11 protein-coding genes and 2 pseudogenes are annotated in these 13,980 nt (G+C 69.9%); 9 read left to right on the plus strand and 4 right to left on the minus strand.

The window, feature by feature from the left end; genetic code table 11:
• Nucleotides 1-351, minus strand: a pseudogene (locus tag Q1N79_RS07580) (hypothetical protein); the annotation flags it as partial.
• A gap of 891 nt (nucleotides 352-1,242) precedes the next feature.
• Here Q1N79_RS07580 and Q1N79_RS07585 point away from each other — a divergent pair.
• The 4 genes from Q1N79_RS07585 (at nucleotide 1,243) to Q1N79_RS07600 (ending at nucleotide 7,360) form a co-directional block, all read left to right on the plus strand.
• Nucleotides 1,243-5,079 (plus strand): multifunctional oxoglutarate decarboxylase/oxoglutarate dehydrogenase thiamine pyrophosphate-binding subunit/dihydrolipoyllysine-residue succinyltransferase subunit, encoded by a 3,837-nt coding sequence (locus tag Q1N79_RS07585; RefSeq protein WP_300605965.1) that lies wholly within the window; start codon nucleotides 1,243-1,245, stop codon nucleotides 5,077-5,079.
• Nucleotides 5,080-5,081: 2 nt separating this feature from the next.
• Entirely contained in the window at nucleotides 5,082-5,279 is a 198-nt protein-coding gene (locus tag Q1N79_RS07590; protein WP_300605966.1) for a DUF6104 family protein, read from the plus strand.
• Between the two features lie 96 nt (nucleotides 5,280-5,375).
• A complete protein-coding gene (locus Q1N79_RS07595) occupies nucleotides 5,376-6,230 on the plus strand; it encodes a DUF4097 family beta strand repeat-containing protein (protein ID WP_300605968.1) in 855 nt (284 codons plus the stop codon).
• Nucleotides 6,227-7,360 (plus strand): helix-turn-helix transcriptional regulator, encoded by a 1,134-nt coding sequence (locus Q1N79_RS07600; RefSeq protein WP_300605969.1) that lies wholly within the window; start codon nucleotides 6,227-6,229, stop codon nucleotides 7,358-7,360. The genes Q1N79_RS07595 and Q1N79_RS07600 overlap by 4 nt, the downstream gene beginning before the upstream one ends.
• Before the next feature lie 60 nt (nucleotides 7,361-7,420).
• Here Q1N79_RS07600 and Q1N79_RS07605 read toward each other — a convergent pair whose 3' ends face one another.
• Complete coding sequence (locus Q1N79_RS07605) at nucleotides 7,421-8,389, minus strand: zinc-binding dehydrogenase (RefSeq protein ID WP_300605971.1); 969 nt, start codon at nucleotides 8,387-8,389, stop codon at nucleotides 7,421-7,423.
• A gap of 231 nt (nucleotides 8,390-8,620) precedes the next feature.
• Between Q1N79_RS07605 and Q1N79_RS07610 the strand changes: the two genes are divergently transcribed.
• Together Q1N79_RS07610 and Q1N79_RS07615 are read left to right on the plus strand one after the other, a co-directional pair.
• The gene (locus Q1N79_RS07610) at nucleotides 8,621-9,172 is read left to right on the plus strand and encodes a CGNR zinc finger domain-containing protein (protein ID WP_300605972.1); all 552 of its coding nucleotides are present in this window, start codon (nucleotides 8,621-8,623) and stop codon (nucleotides 9,170-9,172) included.
• Between the two features lie 346 nt (nucleotides 9,173-9,518).
• The gene (locus Q1N79_RS07615; protein WP_300605974.1) at nucleotides 9,519-11,165 is read left to right on the plus strand and encodes an APC family permease; all 1,647 of its coding nucleotides are present in this window, start codon (nucleotides 9,519-9,521) and stop codon (nucleotides 11,163-11,165) included.
• A 59-nt stretch (nucleotides 11,166-11,224) separates the two neighbouring features.
• Here Q1N79_RS07615 and sodX read toward each other — a convergent pair whose 3' ends face one another.
• Nucleotides 11,225-11,584: a nickel-type superoxide dismutase maturation protease gene (gene sodX / locus Q1N79_RS07620; protein ID WP_300605976.1), complete on the minus strand. Its 360-nt coding sequence runs from the start codon at nucleotides 11,582-11,584 to the stop codon at nucleotides 11,225-11,227.
• Between the two features lie 78 nt (nucleotides 11,585-11,662).
• Between sodX and sodN the strand changes: the two genes are divergently transcribed.
• From sodN to Q1N79_RS07635, 3 genes are all read left to right on the plus strand, one after another.
• Nucleotides 11,663-12,064, plus strand: a complete 402-nt coding sequence (gene sodN, locus Q1N79_RS07625) for a superoxide dismutase, Ni (RefSeq protein ID WP_300605978.1) — start codon at nucleotides 11,663-11,665, stop codon at nucleotides 12,062-12,064.
• A gap of 306 nt (nucleotides 12,065-12,370) precedes the next feature.
• Nucleotides 12,371-12,730, plus strand: a complete 360-nt coding sequence (locus tag Q1N79_RS07630) for an anti-sigma factor (RefSeq protein ID WP_300605980.1) — start codon at nucleotides 12,371-12,373, stop codon at nucleotides 12,728-12,730.
• Nucleotides 12,731-12,795: 65 nt separating this feature from the next.
• Nucleotides 12,796-13,575 carry an RNA polymerase sigma factor SigF gene (locus tag Q1N79_RS07635; protein WP_300605982.1) on the plus strand — a complete coding sequence of 260 codons (780 nt, stop codon included), beginning with the start codon at nucleotides 12,796-12,798 and terminating at the stop codon, nucleotides 13,573-13,575.
• Here the strand turns inward: Q1N79_RS07635 and Q1N79_RS07640 are convergent.
• Nucleotides 13,559-13,980, minus strand: a pseudogene (locus Q1N79_RS07640) (hypothetical protein); the annotation flags it as partial. The gene Q1N79_RS07635 and the pseudogene Q1N79_RS07640 sit on opposite strands and share 17 nt — an antisense overlap.

Raw genomic sequence — 13,980 nt, forward strand, 5'->3', positions numbered from 1 at the left:
GGCGGGGGCGCGGCGCGGGCGGGCCGGGGGCTGCGGCGAGCGGACGGGACCCGGCGGGCGGGGGCCCGTGAAGTCGGCCGGGGGCCTGACGGGAGCGATCGGGCGGCCGGAGTCGCCGAGCGCCTCGAAACCACCCGAATCGCGCATGGACCAATACGGATCAACGTCACGGATAGGCGCGAACCCGCCGGAGTCACGCACCGCGCCGAACTCGCCGGGGCGACGCACGGCGCCGAATCCGCCGGAGTCACGGATGGCGTCGAACCCGTCAGTCCCCCGGACGCGGGCGAGTCTGCCGCCCGCGTCCTGGACACGGCCAGATCCGCCCGAGTCGCCCGGGCTCCGGGGCACCTCAAACTCGTAACCTGGGACTTCGCCGAAGGCACGCGGGCTGGTTTGAGCCGGCCGGCCGGCACCATCCGGCCGCGGGTGCGGGCGCTTGGCCGCCTGGGGATCGCGGCGTTCGGGGGGCCGCGCATGCGGAAAGCGGGGACGCTCGGCGTCCCCTGCCCCGCGATCGCCGCTCCTACCCCTGCTACTCACCGTGTGTCTACCCGTGCAATCGCTGGTGCAGGACCGGGCAGCAGCCCAGTTGACCTGTGTTCGCTTGCGCCCGATCGTACCGGTCCCGAACGTGGCCGAAGGCGGAAACAGCCGTACACAGCGGCACGCAACGGCTTCCGCGCCCGGGCGCAGCGCGCCGGCGCCCGCTGCCGCGCGCCTCGCATGCCTGGCTGCCCGCGGCGGGCCTCGCGCCAGGTGCTGGCGGGAAATTTCACATGCTGGGACGATTCCCTGAACTTAGGACCCGAGCGGCAGCTCTGGTGTCGTAATTTGTCACGTTTTGTCCGTACGGCTTGGGTCCTAACTTGCGCCGGCCGGACAACGGGAAAGATCCTCCGTCCCTACGGCATGTCGCCGCCGACGGGGACCGGGAGGTGGTGCCGTCGCGGCGGATACTGCGGCGGCGTCGGGAATATCACAACCGAAGGTTTGGTCGACATTAGGGACAACGCGCCGCCGGTCCGCAGGCTCGGCGCTACCGTACAGGGCGTGCGGAAAATAGGCCGCCCAGCCCCCAGGAAAGCACCGTGCCCGCCCTGCCGGGCGCGTGGTTCAGGCCACGAGGGTCTCCTGCGTCACTGCGGTCTCAGCCAGACACCCGTCCGCGCAGCCGACAGGTAACCTTGAAACCGGGAGTCAACGATCACCTCTAACCTTCGGAAGAAGGCGATGTCCGCCGTGTCTTCTGAGTCGCCGCGTGCCACCGCGGATCTCAGCGCGCCCCCTGCCAGCTCTTCGACGCCCAGCTCGGCGGTGCCGGGCGCGCCAGCAGCCGCCCCGTCGTCCCCGCCGCCGGGGAACGCCGCAGCGGGCGAGCCGGCAGAATCGGGCGCCGCACAGGGCGGAGCCGACTTCGGCCCCAACGAGTGGCTCGTGGACGAGCTCTACCAGCGCTACCTGGCGGACCCTGGCTCGGTTGACCGGGCATGGTGGAGCTTTTTCGCCGACTACCGGCCGACGCGCGGTAACGGCACCGGCCCGCTCCCGGTCATGCGGGAAGGCGGCCCGGCAGAAACGCGGATGGCGCCGCCGCCCGCAGCGCGGCAGAGCGCTCCCCCGGCAGCACCCGCCCCGTCGGCCCCGGTGGCTCCGCCCGCCCCTGGCGCCCCGGCGGATCACGCCCAGCCCAAGGGCGCGGCCACGCCGCCGCCCGCGGACGCCGAGCTCACCCGGCTGCGTGGCGCCGCCGCCCGCACCGCGCAGAACATGGCGGCCAGCCTGTCCGTGCCCACCGCGACGAGCGTGCGGGCCGTGCCGGCCAAACTGCTCATCGACAACCGCATCGTCATCAACAACCACCTGCAGCGCGGCAAGGGCGGGAAGGTCTCCTTCACCCATCTGATCGGCTACGCGATCGTCCGTGCCCTCAGGGAACTGCCGGAGATGAACGCCGCCTACGCCGAGGAAGACGGCAAGCCGGAGCTCGCGCTGCCCAACCACGTCAACCTCGGGCTGGCGATCGACCTCAGGAACAAGGACGGCAGCCGGCAGCTCGTCGTGCCGAACATCAAGGCCGCCGGCGAGATGGACTTCCGCCAGTTCTGGACGGCATACGAGGACGTGGTGCGCAAGGCGCGCACCGGCAAGCTGGCCGTCGCCGACTTCCAGGGCACCACGATCTCCCTGACCAACCCGGGGACGATCGGCACCGAGCACTCCGTGCCGCGCCTCATGCCCGGCCAGGGCTGCATCGTCGGCGTCGGCGCCATGGAGTACCCCGCCGCCTACCAGGGCGCGAGCGAGGAGACCATGGCCAGGCTGGCGATCAGCAAGACGGTCACGCTCACCTCCACCTACGACCACCGGATCATCCAGGGCGCGCAGTCCGGTGACTTCCTGCGGATCATCCACCAGCTGCTGCTCGGCGACGACGACTTCTACGACGACATCTTCGCCAGCCTGCGCATCCCGTACGAGCCGGTGCGCTGGGTCAAGGACTTCCCTTACGGGCACGAGGACGACGTCACCCGGTCAGCCCGGGTCCAGGAGCTCATCCACGCCTACCGGGTCCGCGGCCACCTGATGGCCGACACGAACCCGCTGGAGACCGCCCAGCGCAGGCACCCGGACCTGGACATCAACCAGCACGGGCTGACGCTGTGGGACCTGGAGCGCGAGTTCGCCACCGGCGGGTTCGGCGGCAAGTCCCGGATGCGGCTGCGCGAGATCCTCGGTGTCCTGCGAGACTCCTACTGCCGCACGGTCGGCATCGAGTACATGCACATCCAGGATCCCGAAGAGCGCAAGTGGATCCAGGAGCACGTTGAGGTGCCGCAGCGGCGGCCCGGGCACGACGAGCAGATCCGCATCCTGTCCCGGCTGAACGTGGCCGAGGCGTTCGAGATGTTCCTGCAGACCAAGTTCGTCGGCCAGCGCAGGTTCTCCCTGGAGGGGGCCGAGGCGCTGATCCCGCTGGTCGACGCGGTGATCAGCCAGGCCGCGGAGGCGCACCTCGACGACGCCGTGCTCGGGATGGCGCACCGCGGCCGGCTGAACGTCCTGGCGAACATCGTCGGCAAGTCCTACGGGCAGATCTTCAAGGAGTTCGAGGGCAACCTCGACCCGAAGTCCACGCAGGGCTCGGGGGACGTGAAGTACCACCTGGGCGCCGAAGGGACGTTCACCTCCGCCACAGGCGCCGCGATCCGCACCTGGCTGGTCGCGAACCCCAGCCACCTGGAGGCGGGCGACCCCGTCACCGAGGGCGTGGTCCGCGCCAAGCAGGACATCCTGGACAAGGGCGAGCCCGGCTTCACCGTGCTGCCCGTGCTCATCCACGGCGACGCGGCGTTCGCCGGGCAGGGCGTGGTCGCCGAGACCCTCAACCTCAGCCAGCTGCGCGGCTACCGGACCGGCGGTACCGTGCACATCGTGGTGAACAACCAGGTCGGCTTCACCACCTCGCCGCAGTACTCCCGGTCCAGCGTCTACGCCACCGACGTGGCGCGGATGATCCAGGCCCCGATCTTCCACGTCAACGGGGACGACCCCGAGGCCGTGGTGCGGGTCGGCGAGCTGGCGTTCGCCTACCGGCAGGCGTTCCGCAAGGACGTCGTGATCGACATGGTCTGCTACCGCAGGCGCGGACACAACGAAGCCGACAACCCGAGCTTCACCCAGCCGCTGATGTACGACCTGATCGAGGCCAAGCGCTCGGTGCGCAAGCTGTACACCGAGTCGCTGATCGCCCGCGGCGACATCACGATGGAGGAGGCCGAAGCCGCGCTGCGCGACTACCAGCAGCAGCTAGAGCGCGCGTTCACCGAGACCAAGGAGGCGGCGGAGCGCCCCGCCGAGCCCGGCACCGTGCTGCGGACAGAGCCGGCCGAGCGCCCCGTCAACCACAGGGCCGTGCCGACCGCCATCAGCACGGACGCGCTCAAGCAGATCATTGAGACCCAGCTGGTCATGCCCGCGGACTTCACCCCGCATCCGCGGCTCAAGCCGCAGCTGGACCGGCGGGCCACGATGGTCGACGAGAACGCCATCGACTGGGCCACCGGCGAGCTGCTCGCTTTCGGCGGCCTGCTGCTCGACGGCTACCCGGTACGGCTCGTCGGCCAGGACAGCCGCCGCGGCACGTTCGGCCAGCGGCACGCGGTGCTCGTGGACCGGCACACCGGTGCCGAGTACACGCCGCTCAAGCGGCTGGACAACGGCAAGGCGCGGTTCTTCGTCTACGACTCGCTGCTGTCTGAGTTCGCCGCGATGGGCTTCGAGTACGGGTACTCGGTGGCCCGGCCGGAGGCGCTGGTGGCCTGGGAGGCGCAGTTCGGTGACTTCATGAACGGCGGGCAGACGATCATCGACGAGTTCATCAGCTCCGGCGAGCAGAAGTGGGGCCAGCGCTCCAGCGTCGTGCTGCTGCTGCCGCACGGCTACGAGGGCCAGGGCCCGGACCATTCTTCTGCCCGGGTCGAACGGTTCCTGTCCCTGTGCGCGCAGGACAACATGACGGTGGCGATGCCGTCCACCCCGGCCAGCTACTTCCACCTGCTGCGCTGGCAGGCCCTGTCCGGCAGGCACAAGCCGCTGATCGTCTTCACCCCTAAGTCGATGCTCCGGCTGAAGGCAGCCACGTCCGCCGTCGCCGACTTCACCAGCGGCTCCTTCGAGCCGCTGATCGGCGGGCCGGCGGGCTTCGACGGCTCTGCCGTCCGCCGCGTGGTGCTGTGCACCGGCAAGGTCTACTACGACCTGGCCGAACGCCGCGCCGCGCTGAAGTCGAGCCGCACCGCGATCGTCCGGTTCGAGCGCCTGTATCCGACCCCGAGCGACGAGCTGCGCGCGGAGCTGTCCCGGTACCCGGCGGACGCCGAGCTTGTGTGGGTGCAGGAAGAGCCGTCCAACATGGGTGCCTGGCCGCGGATGGCCCTGACGCTGCCGGAACTGCTCAACCGGCCGCTGTCCGTGGTGGCACTGCCCGCGAGCTCGGCGCCCGCGCCGGGCTCGGCCAAGGTGCACGCGGCCTCGCACCGCGACCTGATAGAGACGGCCATCCCGGCGGAGGGCTAGCGATGTACTTCACCGACCAGGGGATCGAAGAGCTCGACGAGCGCCGCGGCGACGAGCAGGTCACCTTGGCGTGGCTCGCCGAGCGGCTGCGCGACTTCGTGGACCTGAACCCGGAGTTCGAAACCGCCGTGGACCGGCTGGCATCGTGGCTGGCGCGGCTGGACGCGGAGACCGACGCCGACTCTGACGGCGAGGAGTAAGGCACGACCGCCCACGGGCTGACGCGATACATCTTGACTTTTCCTGTACGCGATATAACGTAAGGCCAAGTGGAGGTATCGCCGGGAGGAGCTGTCATGCCGCACTGGACCGTCGACGCGCCGACGAGCATCGACTTGGCCGACGTCACCGCGCTGCAGGTGCGGCTGATCGACGGGACGGTGGCGGTGCTCGCCAGCGACGATGTGCCATCCGTGGTGGTCAGCGACATCAAGGGACGCCCGCTGCGGGTCAGCTACGACTCCGGCGCGCTGACCGTGGGCTACGACGCCCTCTCCTGGGAACGGCTGCTGGACTGGCTGACGCCGGTACACGATGCGGCGGTGGTCACGATCACCGTGCCCGCGGCCTGCCCGATCCAGCTCGGCGTCGTCAGCGCGTCCGCGGTCGCCTGCGGGCTCAGTGCCGGGGCGGCCGTCAAGGGGGTGTCCGGTGAGATCACCCTGGACGGAGTCGCGGGGGACGTGCTCGCGGACACGATCTCCGGTGCGGTCGAAGGGCGGGACACCGACGGCTCGGTCCGTTTCAAGTCCGTCTCCGGGGACCTGACGCTGGCCGGCGGCTGGCTCACCTGGCTCGAGGCGGACAACATAAGCGGCCAGATCGCCGCCGACGTCGGCCTTGCCGACAATGGCAGCCTGCGGGTCGGCACGATCTCAGGGGACGTCACGCTGCGGCTGCCCGCGGACATCGACGCGCGGGTACGGCTGCGCTCCACGTCGGGAAACGTTCGCAGCGAATTCGGCGCACTGCGACCCGTTATGTCGCCTGGGTCACATACGGTAAGCGGTAACCTTGGCGACGGATCCGGGAATGTGTCCGTGAACAGCGTCTCCGGCGCAGTCACCCTACTGCGGCGTCCCGGGCGCCGCACTACCCCGCGCGCGGAACCCCCCCGCGCGGAGGCCGAAATGGAGAGCGAGACCCGATGAGTCCGGTATTCCGCCACGGACGGCTCCGGCTGTACCTGCTGCGCCTCCTCGACGAGGAGCCGAGGCACGGCTATGAAGTCATCCGGCTGCTGCGCGACCGGTTCATGGGCGTCTACGCTCCCTCGCCTGGGACGATCTACCCGCGGCTGGCCAGGCTGGAGGAAGAAGGCCTGGTCACCCATGACGAGGAGAACGGGCGCAAGGTCTACCGGATAACCGAGGCGGGCCGTGAGGAACTGCGCAACCGGGGCGACGAGCTCGACGAGCTCGAAGAGGAACTGTCCGCCTCCGTCAGCGACATCGTCCGCGAGGTCAGGGAGGACGTCCGCGAGACCGTCCGCAGCCTGCGCGAGGAGCTGACCTGGGCGGCCAGGGAGATGCGCCGCAGCGAGCGGGAGGCTGGGGAGGAGGCGCGGGACGCCGCACGCGAGCACGCCAGGGAGGCGCGAGAGGCCTCGAGGGCGCAGGCCCGGCAGGTCCGCGAGCAGTCCCGGCAGGCGCGGGAACAGGCAAGGGAGCAGGCCAGGCAGGCACGCGAAGAGGCGCTCGGCCGCGCGCAGTGGCTGCGGGAAGAGGCCGCGCACCTGCGTGAGGACGCCCGTGAGCGCTTCCGCTCCATGTTCGAATACGCCACCGGCGAGCGCGAGCAGGGGCCGGAGGCCGGCGAATCCCGCGAAGGTGAACCCGGCGGGAAGGGCGGCTACGACTGGGGCGGCTGGCTCGGCGGCGAGTGGTCGCGCTGGACTGACTGGCCGGGCCGCAGGAGCTGGCCGGGGCCGCGCGACATGGCGGCGTTCCGCGACCTCGAGCGGCTGGCCAGGCAGTTCGCCACCGATCTGCGCAAGGTGGCCTGGGACTCCGGCGCCGTCGGCGGTGACGTCATCGTCTCGCTGCGCGACATCCTCGAGGACACCCTCAACCGCATCAAGACCGAGGTGTTCGGCCTGCACGAGGAGCCCGCACAGGACGCCGCCGCCGCGGACGCGACGGGCTCAGCCGATGCGGACGCTGCCGCGGCCGCCCCGGGCGAGCCCGCCCCGGGCGCCGCACAGGCACCAGGGGCCGCGGCGGCTCCAGATGCGGCCGCCACTGCGGACGCTCCGCCACCGGACGACCAGGCAACTCGATGATGCGGGATACTTTCCCCCCGCACGTGGTGGGAAAGTATCCCGCGTGATGCGCACGCCCGCTCAGGGGGTGAAGACGATCTTGCCGGTGTGGGTCCCGTGCATCATGGCGGCGAACCCCTCGGCGGCGCTGGCGAGCGGGAGCACCCGGTCGATCAGCGGGCGGGTGCCGGTCTGTTCGCAGAACCGGAGCAGCCTGGCAAGCTGCTCGCGGGTGCCCATGGTCGACCCGACGACCGAAAGCTGGGTGAAGAAGACCCGGTTCAGCTCGGCAGGCGGAATCTCGCCGCTCGTGGCGCCGGAGACCACGATCCGCCCGCCGGGACGCAGCGACCGCAGCGAGTGCGCCCAGGTGGCCTGGCCGACCGTCTCCATGACGACGTCGACCCGTTCCGGCAGCCGACCGCCGGTGGGAAACGCCTGGTCGGCGCCCAGCTTGAGCGCCGCGTCGCGCTTTGCCTCGCTGCGGCTGGTCACCCACATCCGGTAGCCGGCCGCCCGGCCTAGCAGGACCAGCGCCGTGGCGACGCCGCCGCCCGCCCCCTGCACGAGGATGGTCGCGCCCGGCTGGACGCCGGCCTTGTCGAACAGCATCCGGTACGCGGTCAGGTACGCGGTGGGCAGGCAGGCGGCCTCCTCGAAAGACAGCGCCGCGGGCTTGGGCAGCAGGTTGCGCCTGGGGACAGCGACCAGTTCCGCGAACGTGCCGTCGTAGCGTTCGGACAGCAGCGAACGGCGCGGGTCGAGCGTCTCGTCGCCGCCGCCCGCGTCGGGGTCGGCGACCACCGCGTGCACGACGACCTCGTTGCCGTCCTGGTCGAAGCCGGCGGCGTCGCAGCCGAGGATCATCGGCAGCAGGTCGGCCGACAGGCCGATCCCGCGCAGCGACCAGATGTCGTGGTGGTTGAGCGCGGCCGCCTTGACGGTGACCGTCGTCCATCCGGCCGGCGCGAGGGGATCCGGCCGCTGTCCTGTCTCAAGCCCGCTGAGCGGGTTCTCGGCATCGATGCGCGCGGCGGTGACGGCGAACATGAGCACGACCCTACAGGCAGCGGGCCCGGGGGACTAGCCGGGGACTGGCCGCGGGCGACGCCGTCGGCGCGGGCCTGGGCGACGCCGCGGTGATCGCTCCAGGTACGGGGTTGCCCGTTGGTACATTGTGCCGTGACCGGCGTGGTGCCGGCACGGCGAGCGGCCATCTGTGTAATACTCAGGACCGCCACAAGCCCATTACACCATCGTCTCCGCAGCTAGGACTCGCGAGTGGATCTTTCCTCCTACGCCGAACTCGCGGTGCGGCTCGTGAACACTGCCAGCCTCGGGCACGAGGGCGGCGACCTGCTCACCACCCTGGACGGGCTGCGCTCGCTCGTCGCCGACCGGGAGCACCTGAACCACGGCATCACCCGCGCGGACCTCGAGGCGCTGCGCCAGCTGCGGGACGAATTCCGCGCCTTCTTCGTCTCGAGCTCGCAGGGGGACGGCGCGGCGGCGGCGGCCCGGCTGAACGAGCTTTTGATGCAGTACCCGGTGCACCCGCAGCTGTCCGGGCACGACGGGCAGCCGTGGCACGTGCACTACACCGAGAGCGGCTCCATGTCCGACAAGTACGCCGCGGGCGCGGCGATGGGGCTCGCGGTCCGGCTGGCCGAACTCGGCCTGGACCGGTTCGGTGTCTGCCAGGCGGCCCCGTGCCAGGGCGTGTTCATCGACACCTCCGCCGGGCGGACCAGGCGGTACTGCTCAGAACGGTGCACGAACAGGGCCAACGTCACCGCGTTCCGCGCCCGCAAGCGCGAAGAGCCCCAGGCTTAGCGATAAGCGCGGTACGACCAGCGCTGCTCGTGAATTCCTTCACAAGCCATGCCAATCCATAATACCCGCCGATCGCGGAGCGTAAGCTCCGTAATCGCGGACTCACAGGCAATTACCGTGACATCACCGTGTGACGTCACATATGTGTCATTATTGCGGCCGATCGCGGGATGTAAGGCACTGACCTGCGTTATAAAACCGAATCCACGGCAACACTTCTCATAGGCGATGATCATCTCTACGATGATCTCACTCTGCTCATATGACGCGCTCACTCGCTTAGGCGGGCCTCGCAGGGGCGGGTGGCAGGCCCCTCGGGGCACGATCGAGAAAAGAGCTATCGGTCATGGCATCTAGAAGTCAGCTCATTAAGCCGGGCGACGTCGGCCTGAAGAGAGAGATCGGGCTGATCGGGGCGACCTGGGCATCTGAGACCTCCATCATTGGCTCCGGCTGGCTGTTCGGGTCGTTGTACGCCGCGCAGGCGATCGGCGGTGCGGCGATCATCGCCTGGATCATCGCCGGCGTCGCGGTCATCATCCTGGCGCTGGTGCACGCGGAACTGGGTGGCATGTACCCGGTGGCCGGCGGCACGGCGCGGTTCCCGCACCTGGCGTACGGGCCGGGGGCCGGCATCTCGTTCGGCTTCTTCTCCTGGCTGCAGGCCGTCACGGTGGCGCCGATCGAGGCCTTCGCGGTGATCCAGTACGCCTCCTACTTCTGGCCCTCGATCTTCGACGTCAACACCACGAACGTGACCCACATCGGGTTCGTGATGGAACTCATCCTGATGGCGATCTTCACCGCGGTGAACTTCATCGCGATCAGGTGGCTGAACTACATCTTCAGCGGGATCACGTGGTGGAAGGTCGCGATCCCGATCATCACGATCATCATCTTGTTCCCGAAGTTCCACAGCGCGAACCTCTCGGCCGGCGGCGGCTTCTTCCCGACGGGCATCGGGTGGAAGGACCTGTTCGGCGCGCTGCCGGGAACGGGCATCGTGTTCGCCTACCTCGGCTTCGAGCAGGCCGACCAGCTCGCCGCAGAGGTCAAGAACCCCAAGCGCAACCTGCCGGTGGCGATCATCATCTCGATCGTCCTCGGCACGCTGATCTACGTGCTGCTCCAGCTGGTGTTCATCGGGGCCACCCCTTCCGACCTGCTGCACCACGGCTTCGCGGGCATCCCGCCGACGAACGAGATCGCGATCGGGCCGTTCGCCGGGCTGGCCGCCGCGGTCGGATTGAGCGTGTGGGCCGGGTTCCTGCGGACCGACGCGTTCATCTCGCCGTTCGGCACCGGCGCGATCTACGTGACCGCCACCTCGCGTGTCAGCTACGGCCTGTCCAGGAACAGGTACTACCCGGGCGTCTTCAGCAGGGTGGACAAGCGGGGCATTCCGTGGTTCGGCATGATCGTCGCGTTCCTCGCCGGCCTGGTCTTCGTCTTCCCGTTCCCCAGCTGGCACTCGCTGGTCGGCCTGGTCACCTCGGCGAGCGTGCTGATGTACGCGGGCGCGCCGCTGGCGATGGGGGCGTTCCGGCTGCGGCTGCCTGAGGCGGAACGGCCGTACAGGCTCCCCGGCGGGATCGTGGTCGCCCCGATCGCGTTCATCATCGCGAACCTGATCATCTACTGGTCGGACTTCGAGACGCTGTGGAAGCTGGGGATCGCAATCGTGCTCGGCTACATCGCCATCCTCTTCTACCGGGCGGACCGGCCGGAGCTGAAGAAGATCGACTGGGCGCGCTCGGCGTGGATCGGCGTCTACCTGGTGGGGATGGGCATCATCTCCTGGCAGGGCAGCTACGGCCCGGACAACACCGGCCGTCTGGCGTACCCGTGGGACATCCTCACGGTCGCGCTGTTCAGCATCGCGATCTACATCTGGGCGGTGTACAGTTCACAGTCCGCCACGGAGATCGAGGCGAAGATGGCGGAGCAGGCCGCGCCGGCCGAAGAGCCGGAAGCGGAGGCGGCCGCCGCCTGACGGCAAGCACCCGGCGCCGGGCCCCGCATCCCCTGGGCAGGGAGCGGGGCCTGGCGCAGTCAGGGGCGCTCGTTCGGGATAAAGACCTGCGGAACTGGGTGCGGCGGGAACGGCCAATAGCGTGCCAGCACCCGGCCGACGATCATTTCCTCGGGCACCGGGCCGAAGCGGGAGCTGTCGGCCGCTCCCCCGGCCGGGTTGTCCGACGCCAGCCACCAGCCACCGTCCACGCGCCGGACAGCGCGCTTGACTAGCAGGAAACCGGCGCGGGCCGGATGCCACGCCAGCACCACCTGGCCCGGGCGTACCCGGCGGGTGCGCCACGCCACCAGCCAGTCGCCGGGCTGCAGGGCGGGAAGCATGGAGTGTTCGGCGACTTCGACGCGCAGCAGCGGCCAGCGCTTGAGGCAGGCGTGCACGATCCTCTCCCGGCGGGGCGGAGTAGTGTCGGAACTGAAACCTTACTGATCCGGTATGGAGAAAGGGAATCGATGAGGCTGCTCACCTGGCTCCTGGCGCCGAAGTCCGTCGCCCATGCGCACTGCGACCTGCCCTGCGGCGTCTACGACCCCGCGCAGGCCCGAATCGAGGCCGAGTCTGTCAAGGCCATCGCCGAGAAGTACGCCGCCAACAGCGACCCGGAGTTCCGGACGCGGGCGCTGATCATCAAGGAGCAGCGGTCCGAGCTCGTCAAGCACCACCTGTGGGTGCTGTGGACGGACTACTTCAAGCCGCCGCACTTCGAGAAGTACCCGCAGCTTAACCAGCTCTTCAACGAGGCGACCAAGCTGGCGGGCGCGGGCGGCACGAAGGGACACGTCGACGTGGCCACGGCCGACGAACTGCTGGCCAAGATCGAGGAGATCAGCAAGATCTTCTGGGAGACGAAGCAGGCCTGAGCGGGGCCTGCCACGCCGCGGTGGCAGCGCCGTTCCAGTGCGGGGAACGGCGCTGCCACCACTCGTTTAGTGGCTAGTGAGGCTGCTGACCAGCGGTTACCCTCGCGGCGTACCATTGAGAACCGTGTGGCGCGTCGGGAGCATGCGCAGATGACGGTAAGTTGCAATCAGTGGCCGACGGCGACCGCCGGCCCGTGACATGACCGACGGAGAGACGTGACAGAAGACACCGCCGCCGCCACGAAAGTGCCTGGCGGGCCCGGGGCCGCGGACGGCCGTGACACAGCCGACCATGTGCACGTGCGCATGCCCGCGGAGAGCGCGTACCTGTCCGTGCTCCGGACAGCGGCCGCCGGGCTGGCGGCGCGGCTCGACTTCACCCTGGACGAGATCGAGGACCTTCGCATCGCGATCGACGAGGCGTGCGCGATGCTGCTCTCCCAGGCCATCCCTGGCACCGACCTGGAATGCGGCTTCGAACTCGGCGCCGACGAGGTGACGATTACGGTGTCGGTCACCGCCGCCCATGCCAGGATGCCCGCGCGCGACACGTTCGCGTGGACCGTGCTGTCCGCGCTCGCCGGATCCGTCGACTCCCGGCTCGGGCCGGGCGACCGGGTCGCGATCGTGCTGCAAAAGCGCCGAGGCGTGCCGGGGTCCGGGTGAGCAGCGAGTACGAGGTCCAAGTGACCGAGGAGTTCGAGGTCGCGGTCAGCGAACAGCTCCCGCCCCTGCCGCGCGCCGAGCATTCCGCGCCCGACCGGACGCAGGCGCGCGAGCTGTTCGAGCGGCTCGCCACGCTGCCGGCGGACGATCCCGAGCGCGCGCGGATCAGGGCGACTTTGGTGGAGCTGCACCTGCCGCTCGTCGAGTACCTGGCGCGGCGCTTCCGCAACCGCGGCGAGTGGCTGGACGACCTGACCCAGGTGGCGACCATCGGGCTGATCAAGTCCATCGACCGGTTCGACCTCGACCGCGGCGTCGAGTTCTCGACCTACGCAACGCCAACGATCGTCGGCGAGATCAAGCGGCACTTCAGGGACAAGGGCTGGGCGGTCCGGGTGCCGCGGCGGCTGCAGGAGCTCAAGCTGTCGCTCACCAAGGCGATCGGCGACCTCGCGCAGCGCGAGGGGCGCGCGCCGACCGTCAGCGAGCTGGCCGCGCACCTGCAGATGAGCGAGGAAGAGGTCCTGGAAGGCCTGGAGTCCGCCAACGCGTATTCCACCGTCTCGCTGGACGCGCCCGACTCCGGCGACGAGGACGCGCCTGCCGTCGCCGACTCGCTCGGGATGATCGACGATGCGCTCGAAGGGGTCGAGTACCGGGAGTCGCTCAAGCCGCTGCTCGAGCGGCTGCCGCCGCGGGAGAAGAAGATCCTGCTGCTGCGGTTCTTCGGCAACATGACGCAGTCGCAGATCGCCGCCGAGCTCGGCATCTCGCAGATGCACGTGTCCCGGCTGCTCGCCAGGACGCTCGCTCAGCTCCGCGAAGGGCTCACGATCGACGACTGACCGGGTAGGACAGGGCGCGCACGCTCGCCGGGGCAAGCAGCGCGGCAAGGCCGGCGATGGCAAGCACCAGGCCGGGAATGCCCCAGTCGAACCGGTGGGCCTGCAAGAGGAAAGCGGCGACCGCGCCGGCGAAGAACTGCGTCATCAGCGCCGGGGTGCGGCTCCACGGCCGCACGCGGGCGACCCCGACGGCGATTGCGGCCAGCCCCGCGACCGCGATGAACTCAAGTACGGTGATCGCGATCCCGCTTGACGTCTGGTAGGCCCGCCCTGCCGCGGTGTCCGCGGCGGTGAGCACGCCCGCCACGGCCAGGCCCGCCGCCTCCACGGTCAGCAGCAGGGCGGCCGGCAGCAGCAGCGGTGCCCGGCGCGGCGGAGCGGAGGGCGGGGGCTCGGGCGAGGCCG

It is taken from the genome of Trebonia sp., assembly GCF_030042015.1.
Lineage (GTDB): Bacteria > Actinomycetota > Actinomycetes > Streptosporangiales > Streptosporangiaceae > Trebonia.

What these genes read in the sequence shown, in the direction of transcription:
- Q1N79_RS07590 (WP_300605966.1), top strand. Translation starts at nt 5,082, where the DNA reads ATGTACTTCACCGACCAGGGGATCGAAGAGCTCGACGAGCGCCGCGGC.
- Q1N79_RS07595 (WP_300605968.1), top strand. Translation starts at nt 5,376, where the DNA reads ATGCCGCACTGGACCGTCGACGCGCCGACGAGCATCGACTTGGCCGAC.
- Q1N79_RS07600 (WP_300605969.1), top strand. Translation starts at nt 6,227, where the DNA reads ATGAGTCCGGTATTCCGCCACGGACGGCTCCGGCTGTACCTGCTGCGC.
- Q1N79_RS07605 (WP_300605971.1), bottom strand. Translation starts at nt 8,389, where the DNA reads ATGTTCGCCGTCACCGCCGCGCGCATCGATGCCGAGAACCCGCTCAGC.
- Q1N79_RS07615 (WP_300605974.1), top strand. Translation starts at nt 9,519, where the DNA reads ATGGCATCTAGAAGTCAGCTCATTAAGCCGGGCGACGTCGGCCTGAAG.
- Q1N79_RS07630 (WP_300605980.1), top strand. Translation starts at nt 12,371, where the DNA reads ATGCCCGCGGAGAGCGCGTACCTGTCCGTGCTCCGGACAGCGGCCGCC.